General features: G+C 71.5%; 1 protein-coding gene. It reads right to left on the bottom strand.

Annotation, left to right across the window (positions count from 1 at the left end; all coding sequences use genetic code 11):
• Positions 1-24: 24 nt before the first annotated feature.
• A complete protein-coding gene (locus ACFY1P_RS15495; RefSeq protein WP_390750846.1) occupies positions 25-19,470 on the bottom strand; it encodes a type I polyketide synthase in 19,446 nt (6,481 codons plus the stop codon).
• Positions 19,471-19,489: the final 19 nt, after the last annotated feature.

The following is a 19,489-nucleotide window of genomic DNA, read 5'->3' as shown; positions in this document are numbered from 1 at the left end:
AAACCAAACGGTTCATGATCATTATTAGGCATCCCCGAGTTCGCGGTCGATGACGTCGAAGAGCTCGTCGACCGAAACACTTTCGAGATCGTCCACGTCGTCGGCCTGTTCCGGATTCGTACCGGCCGCGGCGCCGGCGTCGTTCAGCTTCGCGAGCATGGACTGGAGCCGGAGCACCGCCTTGGTGCGCGCGATGTCGTCCTGCGGCAGTGCGGTGAGCACGGCCTCGAGACGGTCGATGTCCGAAGGCAGCGCGTTTTCCGGCGCACTCCCGTCCGGAGCCAGCTCGCCCATGAGGTGGCGGGCCAGCGCCGAGGGCGACGCGTAGTCGAACAACGTGGTGGGCCGCAGCCGCAGCCCGGTCGCCGAGTTCAGGCGGTTGCGCAACTCCACCGCGGTGAGCGAGTCGAGTCCCATCTCGAAGAAGCCCCGCTCCGCGTCGACACCCGCTTGCGTGGCGTATCCGAGGACCGTCGCCGTGTTCTTACGGATCAGGTCGAGCAGCGCCGACTCCCGCTCGGCGACCGGAAGGGCCACCAGGGTCTCGGCGAGCGTCGACGTCACCTCGGCGGAGGAACCCGCTTCCGGCAAGGCGTCGACCGTCCGGTGCAGTTGCTTCACCTCGGGGATCTCGCCGAAGAGCGCGCTGTTGCGGGCGCCGTCCAGCTCCTTGGCGAACCGCGACCAGTCGACGTCGGTGATCACCGGGCAGGCATCGGAACCGACAAGCGCCTGCTCCAGGGACCTGAGCGCCAGTCCGGGCTCCATGGGCGGCAGACCGAACCGCTCCATACGCCCGCTGACCATGCTGTTCTGGGCCGCCATACCGTCGTTGGCCCAGGGACCCCACGCGATCGAGGTCGCCGGGAGACCCTCACTGCGCCGCAGCTCCGCCAGGGCGTCCAGATACGCGTTCGCCGCCGCGTAGTTGGCCTGACCGGCACCACCGACCGTCGCGGAGAACGACGAGAACAACACGAACGCCGACAGATCCATGCCCTGGGTCAGCTCGTGCAGATGACGCGCCGCTTCGGCCTTCGACCGCAGCACGTCCTCGAACCGGGCAACGGACTGCCCGTCGAGAACACCGTCGTCCAGCACACCGGCCGTGTGCACCACCGCAGTCAGCGGGGCGTCAGCCGGCACCTGCTCCAACAGGCCGGCCACGGCCGCACGGTCACCCACATCACACGCCACAACCGACACCCGCGCACCGAGATCCGCGAGCTCCGCCCGCAGCTCCTCCACACCCTCAGCAGCCGGACCACGACGCGACACCAACATCAGATGCTCAGCACCCGCACCGGCCAGCCAACGCGCCACATGCCGGCCCAGACCACCCGTACCACCGGTCACCAGAACCGTCCCCGACGCACGCCACGACTCGTCGGCGGCGTTGGGCGATGCGGGGAGCATCCGGCGACCGAAGATCCCGGCAGAACGCACCGCGACCTCGACCTCACCGGACTGGAGCACGCCGGCCAGCCGCTCGGCCGAGCGCCCGTCGAGCGTTTCGGGGAGGTCGATCAAACCGCCCCACCGATCGGTGTTCTCTGTGGCGACGACCCGGCCGAGACCCCATATCTGGGCCTGATCCAGGTCCGTCACTCGCTCGCTGGAAGTGACAGCAACCGCGCCACGCGTCACACACCACAACGGAGCCGTCACGTCGGCATCACCGAGAGCCTGGACGAGCGCCAGGGTCAACGCGACGCCGGTCGGCACCGAACCGAACTCCGCAACACGGCCGTCGGCCAGCGCCAGCAACGACACCACACCGGCAAACGCCGAACCCGAACGCAACTGCTCAGCCATCACCTCACGGTCAGTACCGGAAACCTCCAGCACCACCGGCCGCGCACCACGACCAGCCAGACCAGCGACACACTGATCAACCCAAGCATCACCAGCCAGCCCAGCAGGAACGACGACCAACCAGTCACCCGACAACAACCCGGCCGGCTCCGCGAACGGCGACCACGACACCCGGTAACGCCAGTTGTCCACCGCCAGCCGCTCACGATCACGACGACGCCAAGCGGAAAGCACCGGCAGCACCGCCGCCAACGACTCACCCGCCATGTCACCCTCGGAAAGCTCCAGCAGCCCAGCGACCTCCGAGGCATCCCCGCGCTCCACCGCGTCCCAGAAGCCCGCATCGGCCGCTTCCAGAGCGTCGAGCGAGGCTTCCCCGGACTCGGCTTGAGGTGCCTGCACCCAGTACCGTTCCCGCTGGAAGGCGTAGGTCGGCAGCTCCGTCAGACGCGCCGCCCCTCCCGTGCGCTGGCCCAGGATCGCGGCCCAATCGACGGCCACACCCCGGACATGGGCCGAGCCCGCGAAGGTGAGCACACTCTCGACCTCATGACCCTGCGCACGAAGCGCCGGTATGAACGCGCTGGAGACAGCGGCCTCTTCGGGCAGGCACTGCTCACCCATGGTGGACAGAACCTGGTCGGGACCGAGCTCCAGGAAGGTGGTCACGCCATGGTCCGCCAGGCATGCGATGCCGTCGGCGAAACGGACGGTCGCGCGGACGTGGCGCACCCAGTAGTCCGGGTCACACACTTCCTCAGCCGTGGCGAGCACACCGGTCAGGTTGGAGACCAGCGGAATACGCGGCGCCGCATACGACAGTTGCTCGACCGTCTTACGGAAGTCGGCCAGCATCGGCTCCATCAGCGGCGAGTGGAACGCGTGCGACACCCGCAGCCGCCGCACCCGACGCCCCTCACCGCGCCACGCCGCTTCCAGCTCCGCGACCGACACCTCGGCACCGGAGACCACCACCGAGGACGGGCCGTTGACAGCAGCGATGTCCACATCGGCGTAGTCGACCAGGGCCGTACGGACGGATGCTTCGTCCGCCTCCACTGCCAGCATCGCGCCACCCGACGGCAGCGCCTGCATCAGCCGGCCACGCGCCGCCACCAACACACACGCATCCGCCAACGACCACACCCCGGCCACATACGCCGCCGCGATCTCACCAATCGAATGCCCGGCAACGTAATCCGGCTTCACACCCCACGACTCAGCAAGCCGATAGAGGGCAACCTCCACAGCGAACAGCGCGCACTGCGTGAACACCGTCGCATCCAGCAGAGCGGAATCGTCCCCGAACACCACCTCACGCAACGGCCGCTCCGACAGACCGTCGAACTGCCCGCACACCTCATCGAAGGCATCCGCGAACACCGGGAAAGCCTCGTACAACTCCCGGCCCATCCCGACCCGCTGACTGCCCTGACCCGAGAAAACCAACGCCGACTTCCCCGACGTCGGCATACCCCGGACCACACCGGCGGCCGGCTCACCCGACACCACCGCGCCCAGCCCGGCCTCGAAGCCCGCCCGGTCCGCAGCAACCACCACCGCACGGTGCTCGAACACCGACCGCGCCGCCACCAACGAGTACGCCACATCGGCAGCCGCGACGTCCTCGTCCCGCGCCAGCGACAGCAAGCGTTCCACCTGCCCCCGCAACGCAGCCTCGGACTTCGCCGACACCACCCACGGCAGCGGCAACGAGTCCTCGGACGTGGCCGGAGCCTCCGGTTCCTCCGGTGCCTGCTCCAGGATCACGTGGGCGTTCGTTCCGCTGATGCCGAACGACGACACACCCGCCCGGCGAGGCCGGCCGGTCTCGGGCCACGCGGTGGCCTCGGTCAGCAGCTCGACCGCGCCGGCCGTCCAGTCGACGTGCGGCGACGGCTCGTCCACGTGCAGCGATCGCGGCAGCACACCGTGCCGCATCGCCAGCACCATCTTCATGATGCCCGCGACACCGGCTGCCGCCTGCGTGTGACCGATGTTCGACTTGATCGAGCCCAGCCACAACGGCCGGTCCTCCGGCCGCTCCTGGCCGTACGTCGCCAGCAGCGCCTGCGCCTCGATCGGGTCACCGAGCTTCGTGCCCGTGCCGTGCGCCTCCACCGCGTCGACCTCGTCGGCCGTGAGCCCCGCGCCGGCCAGCGCCGCACGGATCACCCGCTGCTGCGACGGACCGTTCGGCGCGGACAGGCCGTTGCTCGCGCCGTCCTGGTTCAGCGCGGAACCCCGGACCACGGCGAGCACCTGGTGGCCGTTGCGCCGCGCGTCCGACAGGCGCTCCAGCAGGAGCATGCCGACGCCTTCCGCCCAGCCGGTGCCGTCGGCCGCGGCCGCGAACGGCTTGCAGCGGCCGTCGGGGGCCAGGCCGCGCTGACGGCTGAACTCCACGAAGGCGACCGGGCTGGCCATGACCGTGGCCCCGCCCGCCAGCGCGAGCGAGCACTCGCCCTGCCGCAGCGCCTGCGCCGCCCAGTGCAGGGCGACCAGGGACGACGAGCAGGCGGTGTCGATGGTCACCGCGGGACCTTCGAAGCCGAAGGTGTACGAGATGCGGCCGGAGGCGACGCTGCCCGCGTTGCCGGTCATCAGGTAGCCCTCGGAGGCTTCCCCTGCCTGCTGCACCGCGTCGCCGTAGTCGTGGTAGGTCAGACCGCAGAACACGCCGGTCTGGCTGCCGTGCACGGACACCGGGTCGATCCCGGCCCGCTCCAGGGCCTCCCAGGAGGTCTCCAGCAGCAGCCGCTGCTGCGGGTCCATCGCCAGCGCCTCACGCGGCGAGATCCCGAAGAAGCCCGGGTCGAACTCGCCCGCTTCGTAGAGGAATCCGCCCTCGCGGGCGTAGGCCGTGCCCTTGTGGTCCGGGTCCGGGTGGTAGAGCCCCTCCAGGTCCCAGCCACGGTCGGTGGGCAGGCCGGACACCGCGTCCCCGTCGTCGACGAGGAGCTGCCACAGCTCCTCGGGCGACCGTACGCCGCCCGGGAAGCGGCAGCCCATGCCGATGATGGCGATCGCGTCGTCGTCGGAGCCGGACCCGGCCGTCGTCACCTGCCGGTCCTGGGGAGCCGCCGACCGCTGCTCGCCCTCGGCCTGCTCCGGGCCCATGACCTCGCCGAGGATGTGGCGGGCGACGGCGGCCGGGGTCGGATAGTCGAAGACGAGCGTGGCCGAGAGCCGGAGCCCGGTCGCGGCGTTGAGGCGGTTGCGCAGTTCGACCGCGGTGAGCGAGTCGAAGCCGATCTCCTTGAACGCACGGCCCACCGTGACGGCTTCCGCTCCCGTGTGACCGAGCACGGCCGCCACGTTGTCGGTCACCAGCTCCAGCAGGACCTCTTCCCGCTCCTTCGGCGCGAGGCCGGCGAGGCGCCGCACCAGGGCGGGAGTTCCGCTGTCGTCGGCAGCCGCGACGACCCGGCGCGCCGGGGTTCCGACGAGGTGGCGGAGGATCGTGGGCACCGTGCCGGGCCGCGCGTGTGCCCGCAGCACACTCACGTCCATGCGCGTCGGCACGAGGTGGCACTCCCCCGTCGTCTGTGCCGCGTCGAACAGCGCCAGTCCCTCGTCGGCGGGCAGCGGCGTCATGCCGAACCGCGCCATGCGGGCCATGTCGACCTCGCCCAGGTGACCGGTCATGTCACTGCGCTCGGCCCAGAAGCCCCACGCCAGCGACACACCGGCGAGGCCACGGGCCCGCCGGCGCGCTGCCAGGGCGTCCAGGAACATGTTGGCCGCCGCGTAGTTGCCCTGACCGGCTGCGCCGAAGGTGGCGGCCGCCGACGAGAACAGCACGAATGCCGTCAGGTCCATGCCTTCCGTCAGCTCGTGCAGGTGCACGGCGGCGTCGGCCTTGGGGCGCAGCACCGCGTCCAGCCGGTCCGGGGTCAGTGACTCGACCATGCCGTCGTCCAGCACACCGGCCGCGTGCACCACGCCACGCAGCGGGTACTCCGCGGGAATCCGTGCCAGCAGGCCGGCCACCGCCTCGCGGTCCGCCACGTCGCACGCCTCGAAGATCACGCGGGCGCCCGACGCGGTGAGTTCCCGCTCGAGTTCGGCGGCTTCCGGAATGTCCCGGCCCCGGCGCGAGACCAGGACCACGCAGCGGACGCCGTGTCCGTCCACCAGGTGCCGCGCCACGAGCCGTCCCAGGACGCCGCTCGCACCGGTGATCAGCACCGAGCCTTCGGTGTCCCAGGTGCCGGCCGGGCCGGCCGGGGCGGCGGGGACCGTCGCCCTCGTCAGGCGCGGGACGTACGTCCGGCCCGCCCGTACGGCGATCTGCGGTTCGTCGGTGGCGAGCACCGCCGCGAGCGCGGTACGCGTACCGTCCGGGTCCTCCTCCAGGTCGAGCAGGACGAAGCGGTCCGGGTGTTCCGCCTGTGCCGACCTGACCAGGCCCCACACAGCGGCCGCGGCCAGGTCCGGCACGTCCTCGCCGGACCCGGTCGCCACCGCGCCGCGGGTCACCACGACCAGCCGCGAGCCGGCGAACCGCTCGTCGGCCAGCCATCCCTGAAGTGTTTCCAGCGCGCGGTGCGTCGCCAGGTGCGCCGCACCCGCCTCCTGCCCGTCACCGGTCCCGGAGTCGGCGAGGAACGGCAGGAGTACGAGCTCCGGGGCCGCACCGTCCGGTACGTCCCGCAGACCGGCGTACTCGTCGATCCGCCCGGCGTCCTGGCCGAGCAGGGTACGGAGCCCGGCCGCGTCAGGACCGACGACCGTCCAACGGGCGTCGTCGTCGAGCGAACCGGCCTGGAGCGGCCGCCACTCCACCCGGAACAGCGACTCGTGAGGCACTTGCCCGACGGTGATGTCGTCCGGCGTGACCGTACGGGTGGTCACCGCGTCGACGGCGGCCACCAGCCGGCCGGTCTCGTCGGCGAGCAGCACCGACCCCCCGGGGGTGAGCCGCGCGCGCAGTGTGGTGGCACCGGTGGCGTGCAGGGTCACTCCGCTCCACGCGTGCGGGAGCACGACCGTACGGTCGTCCGCGTCCGTACGGTCATCCGCGGCGTGCAGGACGGCATCCAGGAGCGCCGGGTGCACGACGAACCGGCCGGCATCCGCGTGCCGGTCCTCCGGCAACGCCACCTCGGCGAAGATCTCCTCACCCCTGCGCCACGCCTGCCGCAGGCCCTGGAACGCGGGGCCGTACACCAGGCCGTCAGGGCGCTCCTCGTACCAGCCCGCGAGGTCGAGGGGTTCGGCCCCCGCCGGAGGCCACTGGCCGAGACCGGCGTCGTCCGAGGCCGCGGGGGCACCCGCCGCGAGGACACCGGTGGCGTTCCGGGTCCAGGGAAGGTCTGCTGCTCCGTCCTCGAAGCGCGAGTAGACGTTCACCGTACGGCGGCCGGAGTCGTCCGGTCCCCCGACAGCGAGCTGGAGCTGCACCGCGCCGCTCGCGGGGAGCGCCAGCGGCGATTGCACCGTGAGCTCCTCGACACGGTCGCAGCCGACCGCGTCGCCGGCCCGCAGCGCCAACTCCACGAACGCGGAACCGGGCAGCAGCGGCGTCCCGTAGAGGGCATGGTCGGCCAGCCAGGGATGCGCCTGTATCGACAGCCGACCCGTGAACAGGTGCCCGTCCGACTCCGGCAGCATGACCGCGGCGCCCAGGAAGGGGTGGTCGGCGGCGGACAGACCGGCCGACGTGACGTCGCCCAGGCGGGCTGCGGACGGCTCGATCCAGTAACGCTGGTGCTGGAAGGCGTAGGTGGGGAGGTCGACGCGCCGGGCGCCGGTGCCGTCGAAGAGCTTCGCCCAGTCGACGGAAGCCCCGCCGACGAAGGCTTCGGCGACGGAGGTCAGGAAGCGGTCGAGACCGCCCTCGTCGCGGCGGAGGGAGCCGACGGCGGTGATGCTGTGGTTCTCGGCGGTCTGCTCAATACCCATGGTCAGGACCGGGTGGGCACTGGACTCCACGAACAGGCGGAATCCGTCGTCCAGGAGAGCCTGGACGGCTTCCTGGAAGCGGACGGTCTGGCGCAGGTTGCGATACCAGTAGCCCGCGTCCATCGCGGTGGTGTCCAGGACGCCACCGGTCACCGTCGAGTAGAACGGCACGGATGCCGAGCGGGGAGCGATACCGGCGAGGTCCCGCAGGAGCGCGTCCTCGATCTCCTCCACGTGCGCGCAGTGCGAGGCGTAGTCCACCGCGATCCGACGAGCGCGGATGCCGTCGGCCTCACAGTTGGCGAGGAGTTCGTCGAGGGCGTCGTTGTCACCGGAAACCACGACCGTGGCCGGGCCGTTGACTGCCGCCACCGCGAGTCGGCTGTCCAGCCGCTCCTTAACCGCTTCCACATCCAGCGAGACGGACACCATTCCGCCACGGCCGGACAGAGCACGCAGCGCCTGGCTACGGAGAGCCACCACCTTCGCGGCGTCCTCCAGAGAGAGCGCGCCCGCAACGCACGCGGCCGCGATCTCACCCTGCGAGTGACCAATGACAGCAGCCGGTTCCACACCGGCCGAACGCCACACCTCGGCCAGGGAGACCATCACAGCCCAGAGAACCGGCTGAACGACGTCGACCTGCTCAAGCCAGCCGGCGTCATCACTACGCAGCAGATCGGTCAACTGCCAGTCCACATACGGCGCCAACGCAGCGCCACACTCCGCGATCCGCTCCGCGAACACCGTCGAGGAATCCAGCAGACCGGCAGCCATGCCGAGCCACTGCGAGCCCTGCCCCGGGAACACGAACGCCGCACGCCCGTCCGACTCCGCAGCACGGCCCCGCACCACACCCGGCGCCTCGCGTCCGTCCACCAGAGCGCTCAGACCGTCCGGGTGTCCCGCCAGGACGACGGCCCGGTGCTCGAACACACCCCGTCCAGACGCCAGCGAGAAACCCACGTCCAGAGACGACAGCTCGCCCACATGCGCAAGCAACCGCTCCGCCTGGCCCCGCAACGCGGCCTCGGACTTTCCGGAGAGCACCCACGGCACCACCACCGGCGGCTCGACCGATGCCGGCTCCTCCTCGGCAACTGCCGCAGGCGCCTGCTCAAGGATCACGTGCGCGTTCGTACCGCTGACACCGAAGGACGACACGCCCGCCCGGCGCGGACGACCGGTCTCGGGCCACGGTGTGGGGTCGGTCAGCAGGCGGAGCGTGCCGGACGACCAGTCGACGTGGGGGGTGGGCTCGTCCACGTGCGGCATCTCGGGCAGCATGCCGTGCCGCATCGCCAGGACCATCTTCATGATCCCGGCAACACCGGCCGCGGCCTGGGTGTGGCCGATGTTCGACTTGATCGAGCCCAGCCACAACGGCTGGTTCTCAGAACGCTCCTGGCCGTACGTGGCGAGCAGCGCCTGCGCCTCGATCGGGTCACCGAGCTTGGTGCCCGTACCGTGCGCCTCCACCGCGTCCACCTCGGCAGCCGACAGCCCGGCGCTCGCCAACGCTGCACGGATCACCCGCTGCTGCGACGGACCATTGGGCGCCGTAAGGCCATTGCTCGCACCGTCCTGATTGACGGCCGAGCCACGCACGACCGCCAGCACCTGGTGGCCATTGCGCTGCGCGTCCGACAGCCGCTCCACCAGGAGCAGGCCGACGCCCTCGCCCCAGCCCGTGCCGTCGGCCGCCGCCGCGAAGGGCTTGCAGCGACCGTCGGGGGCCAGGCCGCGCTGGCGGCTGAACTCCACGAAGCCACGCGGCGACACCATGAGCGAGACACCGCCCACGATCGCGAGCGTGCACTCGCCCTGCCGCAGGGCCTGCGCCGCCAGGTGCAGGGCCACCAGCGAGGAGGAGCACGCGGTGTCGACGGTCACCGCCGGGCCTTCGAGTCCGAAGGTGTAGGAGATACGTCCCGAGACGACGCTGGCCGCGTTGCCGGTGGCGACATAGCCCTCGGACACTTCGGGGGCCTTGTCGGCGAGGGACACGTATTCCTGGCCGTTCGTGCCGATGAAGACGCCGGTGCGGCTGCCGCGCACCGCCCCGGGGTCGACGCCGGCCCGCTCCCAGAGTTCCCAGGCGGTCTCCAGCAGCAGCCGCTGCTGCGGGTCCATGGCCAGCGCCTCGCGGGGCGATATCCCGAAGAAGTCGGCGTCGAATCCGCTCACTTCGTCGAGGAAGGCCCCCTCGCGGACGTAGCTCTTCCCGAGCGCGTCGGGGTCGGCGTCGTACAACCCGTCGAGGTCCCAGCCGCGGTCCGTCGGGAAGGGCGAGACGGCGTCCTCGCCGGTGGCGAGGAGCTGCCACAGCTCGTCCGCGGAGCCCACGCCGCCGGGGAACCGGCAGCTCATGGCCACGATCGCCATGGGCTCGTCGTCCGCCGCCACCGTCGCCGGGAGCGACGGGACAGGCTCGTCGTCGCGCGAGCCGAGCAGTTCGGTGAGCAGGTGGCCGGCCAACGCGGTCGGTGTGGGGTAGTCGAACACGAGCGTGGCCGAGAGCTGCGTCCCGGTGGCCTCGGTGAGCCTGTTGCGCAGGTTCACCGCGGTCAGGGAGTCGAAGCCGATCTCCATGAACGCACGGCCCGGGGTGATCGCCTCGGCGCCCGCGAATCCGAGCACGGCGGCGACATGGGCCCGTACGAGCTCCAGCATGACGCGGTACTGCTCGGCCTCGGGCAGCCCGCGCAGACGACCGACGAGCGCCGACGCGCCGTCGGCGAGTCCCGTGTCGGCGGCGTCCGCCTCGAACGCCTCGGTCAGCTGCCCGACTTCCGGGATCCCGCTGAGCATGCGGGACAGCTGCCGGGCCTCGAAGGTGCCGACGAAGCGCTTCCAGTCGGCGTCGACGAGGGCGATGGCGGTGTCGTCCGCGGCGAGCGACCGTTCGAGAGCCGCCACCGCGAGCTGCGGGTCCATCGGGAGCATGCCGGTGCGGCGGAGGGTACGACCGACCTCGGCGCTGCCGACGGCCATGCCGTCGTTGGCCCAGGGACCCCACGCGATCGAGGTCGCCGGGAGACCCTCACTGCGCCGCAGCTCCGCCAGCGCATCCAGATACGCGTTCGCCGCCGCGTAGTTGGCCTGGCCTGCGCCGCCGACCGTCGCGGAGAACGACGAGAACAACACGAACGCCGACAGATCTATGTCCTGGGTCAGCTCGTGCAGATGACGCGCCGCCTCGGCCTTCGACCGCAGCACATCCTCGAACCGGGCAACGGACTGGCCGTCGAGGACACCGTCGTCCAGCACACCGGCCGTGTGCACCACCGCAGTCAGCGGGGCATCGGCCGGCACCTGCTCCAACAGGCCGGCCACGGCCGCACGGTCACCCACATCACACGCCACAACCGACACCCGCGCACCGAGATCCGCGAGCTCCGCCCGCAGCTCCTCCACACCCTCAGCAGCCGGACCACGACGCGACACCAACATCAGATGCTCAGCACCCGCACCCGCCAGCCAACGCGCCACATGCCGGCCCAGACCACCCGTACCACCCGTGACCAGCACCGTCCCCGACGCACGCCACGCATCGACACCGGCACTCACCGAAGCACGCACAACCCGGCGACCGAAGATCCCGGCAGACCGGACCGCGACCTCGCCCTCACCGGACCGGAAAACAGCCGCCAGACGCCCCGCCGAACGCTCATCGAGGACCTCGGGAAGATCGACCAGACCACCCCAACGACCAGCAAGCTCCAACGCCGCCACACGACCCAGACCCCACAACTGCGCCTGATCCAGATCCGCCACACGCTCGCTGGAAGTGACAGCAACCGCGCCACGCGTCACACACCACAACGGAGCCGTCACACCGGCATCGCCAAGAGCCTGGACCAGGGTCAGCGTCAACGCAACGCCAGTCGGCACCGAACCGAACTCCGCAACACGGCCGTCGGCCAGCGCCAGCAACGACACCACACCATCGGAACCAGCATGCGCCCGCAACTGCTCAGCCATCACCTCACGGTCAGCACCGGAAACCTCCAGCACCACCGGCCGCGCACCACGACCAGCCAGACCAGCAACACACTGATCGACCCAAGCATCACCAGCCAGGCCGGCCGGAACAACCACCAACCAGTCACCCGACAACAACCCGGCCGGCTCCGCGAACGGCGACCACGACACCCGGTAACGCCAGTTGTCCACCGCCAGCCGCTCACGATCACGACGACGCCAAGCGGAAAGCACCGGCAGCACCGCCGCCAACGACTCACCCGCCGCGTCCCCCTCGGAAAGCTCCAGCAGCCCAGCGACCTCCGAGGCGTCCTCGCGCTCCACCGCTTCCCAGAAACCGGCATCCGCGTTGTCGCCGCTGGACGCCACGGTCGATTCGAGCCAGTAGTGCTCGCGCTGGAAGGCGTAGGTGGGCAGCTCGATCTTCCGGGCCGGGGCGAGCATCGCAGCCCAGTCCACGCTGTGACCCTGGACGTAGATCTGAGCCAGGGCCTCCAACAGCGACGGCGCTTCGTCACGCCCCTTGCGCAGAGCCGACGCGAACACCACCTGCGGGGCGGACTCCTGCCCCATGCCCGACAGGACACCGTCCGGGCCGAGCTCCAGGCACGTGGTCACACCCTGGTCCGCCAGGCATGCGATGCCGTCGGCGAAACGCACGGCCTCGCGCACGTGGCGCACCCAGTAGTCCGGGTCGCACACTTCCTCAGCCGTGGCGAGCGCACCGGTCAGGTTGGAGACGAACGGGATGCGAGGTGCCTCGTACGACAGTTGCTCGGCCGTCTTGCGGAAGTCGGCCAGCATCGGCTCCATCAGCGGCGAGTGGAACGCGTGCGAGACACGCAGGCGCCGCACCCGGCGGCCTTCCGCACGCCAGGCCGCTTCCAGCTCCGCGACCGACACCTCGGCACCGGATACGACCACGGAGGACGGGCCGTTGATGGCGGCGATGTCCACGTCGGCGTAGTCGGCGAGAGCCGTACGGACAGCCGTCTCGTCCGCCTCCACAGCCAGCATCGCACCACCCGACGGCAGCCCCTGCATCAGCCGGCCACGCGCCGCCACCAACGCACACGCGTCCGCGAGCGACCACACCCCGGCCACATACGCGGCCGCGATCTCGCCAATCGAATGCCCGGCAACGTAATCCGGCTTCACACCCCACGAAGCAGCCAACCGGTAGAGGGCGACCTCGACAGCGAACAGGCCGCACTGCGCGAACACGGTCGCATCCAGCAGAGCGGAATCGTCCCCGAACACCACCTCACGCAACGGCCGTTCCAGCAGACCGTCGAATTGCCCGCACACCTCATCGAAGGCGTCCGCGAACACCGGGAAGGCTTCGTAGAGTTCCCGGCCCATACCCAGCCGCTGACTGCCCTGACCCGAGAAGATCACCGCCAGCTTCCCCGGGCCCGAGACGCCTCGGACCACACCAGCGGCAGGCTCGCCCGAGATCACGGCGTCCAGCCCGGCAGCGAAGTTCTGCGACTCGTCGGCCAGCACCACCGCACGGTGCTCGAACACCGACCGCGCCGCCACCAGGGAGTACGCCACGTCGATCGGCGCCGCGGCCTCGTCACGCGTCAACGACAGCAGGCGCTCCGCCTGTCCTCGCAACGACGCCTCGGACCTGGCCGACACCACCCAAGGCAGCACGGGCAGCGAGCACTCCGGAGCGGCCGCCGTCACCGGCTGCTCCTCCGGCGCCTGCTCCAGGATCACGTGGGCGTTCGTGCCGCTGATACCGAACGACGACACACCCGCCCGCCGCACCCGGCCGCTCTCCGGCCACGACGCGGCCTCGGTCAGCAGCTCGACCGCGCCGGCCGACCAGTCGACGTGCGGCGACGGCTCGTCCACGTGCAGCGTGCGCGGCAGCGTGCCGTGCCGCATCGCCAGGACCATCTTCATGATCCCGGCAACACCGGCTGCCGCCTGCGTGTGACCGATGTTGGACTTCACCGAGCCGAGCAACAGGGGCTTGTCCTCGGGCCGTTCCTGGCCGTACGTGGCCAGCAGCGCCTGCGCCTCGATCGGGTCACCGAGCTTGGTGCCCGTACCGTGCGCCTCCACCGCGTCCACCTCGGCAGCAGACAGCCCGGCGCTCGCCAGCGCCGCACGGATCACCCGCTGCTGCGACGGACCGTTCGGCGCCGTCAACCCATTGCTCGCACCGTCCTGATTGACGGCGGAGCCACGCACGACCGCCAGCACCTGGTGGCCGTTGCGGCGGGCGTCGGAGAGGCGCTCCAGCAGCAGCACGCCGATGCCTTCGGCGAGGCCCATGCCGTCCGCGGCTGCCGCGAAGGCCTTGCAGCGGCCGTCCAGGGCCAGGCCGCGCTGGCGGCTGAAGCCGATGAGCGCGCCGGGGTTCGGCATGACGGCGACGCCGCCTGCGAGGGCCAGCGAGCACTCGCCCTGCCGCAGCGACTGCACAGCCAGGTGCAGGGCCACCAGCGACGACGAGCAGGCGGTGTCCACCGTCACGGCGGGACCCTCGAACCCGAAGGAGTAGGCGACGCGGCCGGAGACGACGCTGGCCGCGCTGCCGGTCATCAGGTGGCCTTCGGAGCCCTCGGGCGCCTCGTGCACGCGCGGGCCGTACTCCTGGTAGTTGGAGCCGATGAAGACACCGGTCCGGCTGCCGCGCAGGGAGAGTGCGGGCAGGCCGGCGCGTTCGAAGGCCTCCCAGGAGGTCTCCAGCAGCAGCCGCTGCTGCGGGTCCATGGCCGCCGCCTCACGCGGCGAGATCCCGAAGAACGCCGGGTCGAACTCGCCTGCTTCGTAGAGGAATCCGCCCTCTCGCACATAGGTCTTGCCCGGGGCGTCCGGGTCCGGGTCGTAGATGCCGTCGAGGTCCCAGCCGCGGTCGGTGGGCAGCCCGCCGATGGCGTCCCCGTCGGACGTGATCAGCTGCCAGAGTTCCTCGGGCGACGTGACCCCGCCCGGGTAGCGGCAGCTCATCGCGACGATCGCGATGGGGTCGTCGTCGGTCGCCGCGACCTCCGTGACCGCGCCGACGAGTGCGTCAGCGGTCTGCGACGGGTCGGACGGCGTCCCGAGGAGCTGTTCCTGGATGTACTCGCTCAGCACAGCGCTGCTGGGGTAGTCGAAGACCAGGGTGGCGGGCAGCCGCAGGCCCGTGGCCGCGTTCAGCCGGTTGCGGAGTTCCACCGCCGTCAGCGAGTCGAAGCCGAGGTCCCTGAAGGCGCGCTCGGAGTCAACCGCGTCCTGGGAGTCGTGTCCCAGGACGGCCGCCACCTGTTCGTGGACGAGGTCGAGGACGGCGTGCCCGCGCTCGCCGGGGGTCAGCGCTTCGAGCCGCTGCCGCAGCGGCGACGCCGCGTCGGCTCCCGCGTCCGAGCCGTTCGAGGTGCTGTCGGTGCTCCGCTGCTCGATGCCGCGTGCCTCGGGCAGCTCTTCGAGCAGGGGGCTGGGGCGGGCCGAGGTGAAGACGGGGATGAAGCTCTCCCAGTCGATGTCGGCGATCGCCAGGTGCGTCTGGTCGTGGTCGAGCGTCTGCTGAAGCGCGGCGATGCCGAGGTCCGGGTCCATGAAGCGCAGCCCGCGGCGGCGCAGTTGGTCCAGATCCAGGCCCTCGGGGACGTTGTCGCCGACCGCGTCCCACACGCCCCAGGCCACGGACGTGGCCGACAGGCCGTTCGCGCGCCGCTGCTGGGCGAGCGCGTCCAGGTAGGCGTTGGCCGCGGCGTACGCGGCGTGGTCGCCGACGCCCCACACGGCGGAGACGGACGAGAAGAGCACGAACGCGTCGAGCGGTGTGTCGCGCAGCAGGGCGTCGAGGTGTGCCGCTCCGGCGGTCTTCGCGTTCATGACGTCGGCGAAGTCCGCCGTCGTCGTCTCTGCCAGCCCGGCCAGGTCGATGTAGGCGGCGGCGTGGATGACTGCGGTGAGGGGGCAGTCCTCGGGTACGGAGTCGAGGACGCGGGCCAGTGCCTCGCGGTCGGCGACGTCGCAGGCGGTGACCGTGACCCGGGTGCCCTGCTCGGCCAGCTCGGCGACCAGGGCCTCGGCGCCGGGTGCCGCGAGTCCGCGGCGGCTCGTCAGGACGAGGTGCTCGGCGCCGTTACGGGCCAGCCACCGGGCCAGGTGGGTGCCGAGAGCACCCGTGCCGCCGGTGATGAGAACGGTGCCGCGGGGCTTCCAGGTGCGCAGGGGACGGGTCTCGCCGAGCGGGGCCGGTTCCAGTCGGCGCAGCATGACTCCGGAGCCGCGGATGGCCACCTGGTCCTCGGCGGTGGCGCCGGCCAGCACACCGGCGAGCCGGGTCCGGGCGCGGCCGTCCAGGTGCTCCGGCAGGTCGATCAGGCCGCCCCAGCTGTCCGGGTACTCCACCCCGGCGACTCGGCCCATGCCCCAGACCGCCGCCTGGGCGGCACTGGCCAGCGGGTCGGCGTCACTGGTCGACACCGCGCCCCGCGTGGCGCACCACAGGGGCACCCGTGCTCCGAGGTCGCCCAGCGCCTGGATGAGGGTGAGGGTTCCGATCAGGCCGGATGTCGTGAAGGGGTGTTCCGGGTGCGGGGTCTCGTCCAGGGCCAGCAGTGACAGGACGCCGGACGGGCGGTCCGTCGTGGTCCCGCGCAGCCGTGCCGCCATCGTGGCGCGGTCCGCGGTCCCGTCCAGTTCGAGGGTCACGACGTGGGCGCCGTACGCCTGGAGCGCCTGCTGTACGTCCGCCACCAGCGGGTCTTCGGTCCGCGAACCCGGCACCACGACGAGCCATGTCCCGGACAGCGAGGGCGTCGACGTACCGGTCGTCGTGCGCCACACCACGCGGTAGCGCCAGGCGTCCACGGCCGACTCGGAGCGCCGCTGCCGACGCCACTGCGCGAGCGCGGGCAGGACGGCGTCCAACGACTCCTGCTGCTCGGCCGATTCGACCCGCAGCGTGGCGGCCAGGGCCTCGCGGTCCTGGTGCTCGACGGCTTCCCAGAAGACCGCGTCCGAGCCGTCGCCGTCGGCGGTCGCCTTGGCGGCCTGCGCCTTCGTGCTGGTCAGCCAGTAGCGCTGGTGCTGGAAGGCGTATGTCGGTAGATCGACGTGCTCGGCGCCGGTGCCGTCGAAGAGCTTGGCCCAGTCGACGGACGCCCCGCCGACGAAGGCTTCGGCGACCGAGGTCAGGAAGCGGTCCAGGCCACCTTCGTCACGGCGGAGCGAACCGACGGCGGTGATGGTCGTGTTGTGGGCTTCGGCGGTCTGCTCGACGCCCATGGTCAGGACCGGGTGAGCACTGGACTCCACGAAGAGACGGAAGCCGTCGTCCAGGAGCGCCTGGACGGCTTCCTGGAAGCGGACGGTCTGACGCAGGTTGCGATACCAGTAGGCAGCGTCGAAAGCGTTCGTCTCCAGTACGCCACCGGTCACCGTCGAATAGAACGGCACGGACGCCGGGCGGGGGTTGATGCCGGCGAGGTCCCGCAGCAGCGCGTCCTCGATCTCCTCCACGTGCGCGCAGTGCGACGCGTAATCCACCGCGACACGCCGGGCACGGATACCGTCCGCCTCGCAACCGGCGAGGAGTTCGTCGAGGGCGTCGTTGTCACCGGAAACGACCACCGTGGCCGGGCCATTGACCGCCGCAACGGCAAGTCGGCCGTCCAGCCGCTGCTCAACCGCCTCCACATCCAGCGAGACGGACACCATTCCGCCACGGCCGGACAGAGCACGCAGAGCCTTGCTCCGCAGCGCCACCACCTTCGCCGCGTCCTCCAGCGACAGCGCGCCCGCAACGCACGCGGCAGCTATCTCACCCTGCGAGTGACCGATGACGGCAGCAGGCTCCACGCCCGTCGAACGCCACACCTCGGCCAGGGAGACCATCACCGCCCACAGCACCGGCTGTACGACGTCGACCTGCTCAAGCCAGGCGGCGTCATCACTCCGCAGCAGATCGGTCAACGACCAGTCCACGTACGGCGCCAACGCGGTCGCGCACTCCGCGATCCGCTCCGCGAACACCGGCGAGGACTCCAGCAGTTCCGCCGCCATGCCGACCCACTGCGACCCCTGCCCGGGGAAGACGAAGGCGACGCCGGTGCCGCGGCGGACGACGCCTTCGACGAGGCCCTGCGCGGCTCGTCCCGCGACGTACGACTCCAGCTCCCGCACCGCGCCCGTGCGGTCGGAGGCGAGGACGACCGCGCGGTGGTCGAAGGCGGTGCGCGTGGTGGCGAGGGACAGGCCGGTGTCCGCTGCGGGGGCCTCGGGGTGGGCCTCGGCGTGCTCCAGGAGCCGTTCGGCCTGGGCGCGCAGCGCCGTCGCGGACTTGGCCGAGAGCACCCACGGCACCCTCGGCAGGGCGGTCGCCGCCGGGCCCGCGGTCCCGTCTGCTTCCGGTGCGTCGTCCTGCGGGGCCGGTGCCTGCTCGATGATGGCGTGGGCGTTGGTGCCGCTGATACCGAAGGACGAGACGCCCGCCCGGCGGGGTTCCTCGCCCTCGGCCCAGGGAGTGGTCTCGGTGAGCAGCCGGACGGAGTCGGCCGACCAGTCGACGTGGGGGGAGGGTGCGTCGATGTGCAGGGTGCGCGGCAGGACGCCGTGCCGCATCGCCAGGACCATCTTCATGATGCCCGCGACGCCGGCGGCGGCCTGGGTGTGTCCGATGTTGGACTTCACGGAGCCGAGCAACAGGGGCTTGTCGGCGGGGCGTTCGCGCCCGTACGTCGCCAGCAGGGCCTGGGCCTCGATGGGGTCGCCGAGCTTGGTGCCCGTGCCGTGCGCCTCCACGGCGTCGACCTGGCCGGCCGTGAGCCCGGCGTTGGCGAGGGCCGCGCGGATCACGCGCTGCTGGGCGGGGCCGTTGGGCGCGGACAGGCCGCTGCTCGCGCCGTCCTGGTTGATGGCCGTGCCGCGGACGACGGCGAGGACACGGTGGCCGTTGCGGCGGGCGTCGGACAGGCGCTCCAGGAGGAGCATGCCGGCGCCCTCGGCGGGGCCGAATCCGTCCGCCGCCGCCGCGAAGGGCTTGCAGCGGCCGTCGGGGGCGAGCCCGCGCTGGCGGCTGAAGCCGATGAAGGTGCCGGGGGTGGCCATGACGGTGACGCCACCGGCGAGGGCGAGCGTGCACTCGCCCTGGCGCAGGGCTTGGACGGCCAGGTGGAGGGCCACGAGCGAGGAGGAGCAGGCGGTGTCGACGGTGACCGCCGGGCCCTCCAGGCCCAGGGTGTAGGCGACGCGGCCGGAGACGACGCTGATGGCGCTGCCGGTCACGAGGTGGCCCTCGACGCCGTCGGGCGCCTCGTGGACGCGCGGCCCGTAGTCCGGGGCGACGGCGCCGACGAAGACGCCGGACCGGCTGCCCTTGAGGGAGGCCGGGTCGATGCCCGCGCGCTCGACGGCCTCCCAGGAGGTCTCCAGCAGCAGGCGCTGCTGGGGGTCCATGGCGGCCGCCTCGCGCGGGGAGATGCCGAAGAAGTCGGCGTCGAAGTCGCCGACGTCGTGCAGGAAGCCGCCTTCGCGGGCGTAGGTGGTGCCCGGCCGGTCGGGGTCGGCGGCGTAGAGGGAGCCGGTGTCCCAGCCGCGGTCGGCGGGGAAGGGCGTGATGGCGTCCCTGCCGTCGTGGAGCAGCTCCCAGAAGTCCTCGGGGCCGCGCACCTCCCCGGGGAAGCGGCAGCTCATGCCGACGATGGCGATCGGCTCGCGGGCCGCCGCCTCCATCTCCTGGAGGCGGCCGCGGGTCTGATGCAGATCAGCCGTGACCCGCCGGAGGTAGCCGAGGAGCTTTTCTTGTTCCGACATTTCCGACATCAGGACCTCA

The organism is Streptomyces sp. NPDC001407 (assembly GCF_042895325.1).
Classification (GTDB): Bacteria; Actinomycetota; Actinomycetes; order Streptomycetales; family Streptomycetaceae; genus Streptomyces.
The sequence above is the reverse complement of the archived record's forward strand: the minus strand, read 5'-3'. Positions and strand labels throughout refer to the sequence as shown.

What these genes read in the sequence shown, in the direction of transcription:
- ACFY1P_RS15495 (WP_390750846.1), bottom strand. Translation starts at nt 19,470, where the DNA reads ATGTCGGAACAAGAAAAGCTCCTCGGCTACCTCCGGCGGGTCACGGCT.